Source organism: Pseudomonas sp. GM80 (assembly GCF_000282515.1).
Taxonomy (GTDB): domain Bacteria; phylum Pseudomonadota; class Gammaproteobacteria; order Pseudomonadales; family Pseudomonadaceae; genus Aquipseudomonas.
Genome location: NZ_AKJD01000243.1, coordinates 1 through 1,300 on the forward strand (window position 1 = coordinate 1; position 1,300 = coordinate 1,300).

A 1,300-nucleotide genomic window follows, 5' to 3' on the forward strand; every position below is an offset into this window, starting at 1 on the left:
GCGGCCTGATCACAGAGGCGTATTGGCTGGCCTGGCCTCATCGCGGGCAAGCCCGCTCCCACAGGTTTATGGGTGTACACAAAATTTATGCACGGCATCGATTCCTGTGGGAGCGGGCTTGCCCGCGATGAGGCCAGCCGCCACACCGTAGCTTCCGGATCAGACCGACAACCGCAACCGCGCCAAATCCCGCAACGGCGGCGCGCCAAACAATCGGCTGTACTCGCGGCTGAACTGCGAAGGACTTTCATACCCCACCCGATACCCCGCTGCCGAAGCCTCCAGCCCCTCGGCCAGCATCAACCGCCGCGCCTCCTGCAAACGCAACTGCTTTTGATACTGCAACGGACTCATCGCCGTCATCGCCTTGAAGCGGTGATGCAAGGTCGACACGCTCAGATTCACTTCCTTGGCCAGATCATCAATGCGCAACGGCTGCTCAAAGTTGCCGTTGAGCCATTTGATCGCCTGGCTGATGCGGTGGCTCTGGCTGTTGGCAATCGCGATCTCATACAAACGATGGCCCTGCGGACTGCGCAGCAGGCGATAGAGAATCTCCCGGCGAATCAGCGGCGCGAGCATGGCGATGTCTTTCGGCGCATCGAGCAAACGCGCCAGACGCAGCACCGCATCGAGCATCGAACTGTCGATCTGCTCGACATACAAACCGCGCCCGGTCGGCCGCGTCGGTACACCCATCGGGCCGGCGTCGGCGATCAGTGCGGTGATTTCTGCCGGGTCGATATCGAGGCGCACGGCGAGGATCGGATCCTCCGGCGACACGTTGACCACGCGTCCGCTCAACGGCATCGAAACCGAGACCACCAGGTAATTCAGCGGGTCGTAATTGAAGTACTCATCGGCCAGCCGCACCTCTTTACGCCCCTGCGCCATGATGCACAGCGCCGGTTGCGCGAGCACTGGGGCAAAGTCATGGGATTTTGTGTGGCGTGACATGTACAGCGAACCGATGGCGGTCTCGTAGCTGCCATCGTCCGTGGTGTTGCGGCGGATGATCGCCGCCAGTTCCGCGCGCTGTTTTTCCATGTCAGCGCTGGGTTCGGCTTGAAAACGATCGAATGACGTCATGCACGGCATCCTCGGCAAGGGAGGTGGAATGGAGCAGAGCATATGTTTGTGCAAGCGCGAGCGGTAGACACATCCTGCGAAATGCTTGCCTGATTCTGCACCGCGCTATTGCTCAACACCGACGCGACGCCGGACTGTAGGAGCTGCCGAAGGCTGCGATCTTTTGATTGTTGTCTTTAAGGTCAAAAGATCGCAGCCTGCGGCAGCGCCT

The 1,300-nt window shown here is 60.4% G+C and carries 1 protein-coding gene; it reads right to left on the reverse strand.

The genetic code is table 11. From position 1 onward, the window contains the following. Window positions 1-159 precede the first annotated feature (159 nt). Complete coding sequence (locus tag PMI37_RS27440) at window positions 160-1,089, reverse strand: AraC family transcriptional regulator (protein ID WP_008087534.1); 930 nt, start codon at window positions 1,087-1,089, stop codon at window positions 160-162. Window positions 1,090-1,300 lie beyond the last annotated feature (211 nt).

Bases quoted from the DNA above. Each gene is read 5' to 3' on its own strand.
- PMI37_RS27440 (WP_008087534.1), bottom strand. From the start codon at position 1,089: ATGACGTCATTCGATCGTTTTCAAGCCGAACCCAGCGCTGACATGGAA.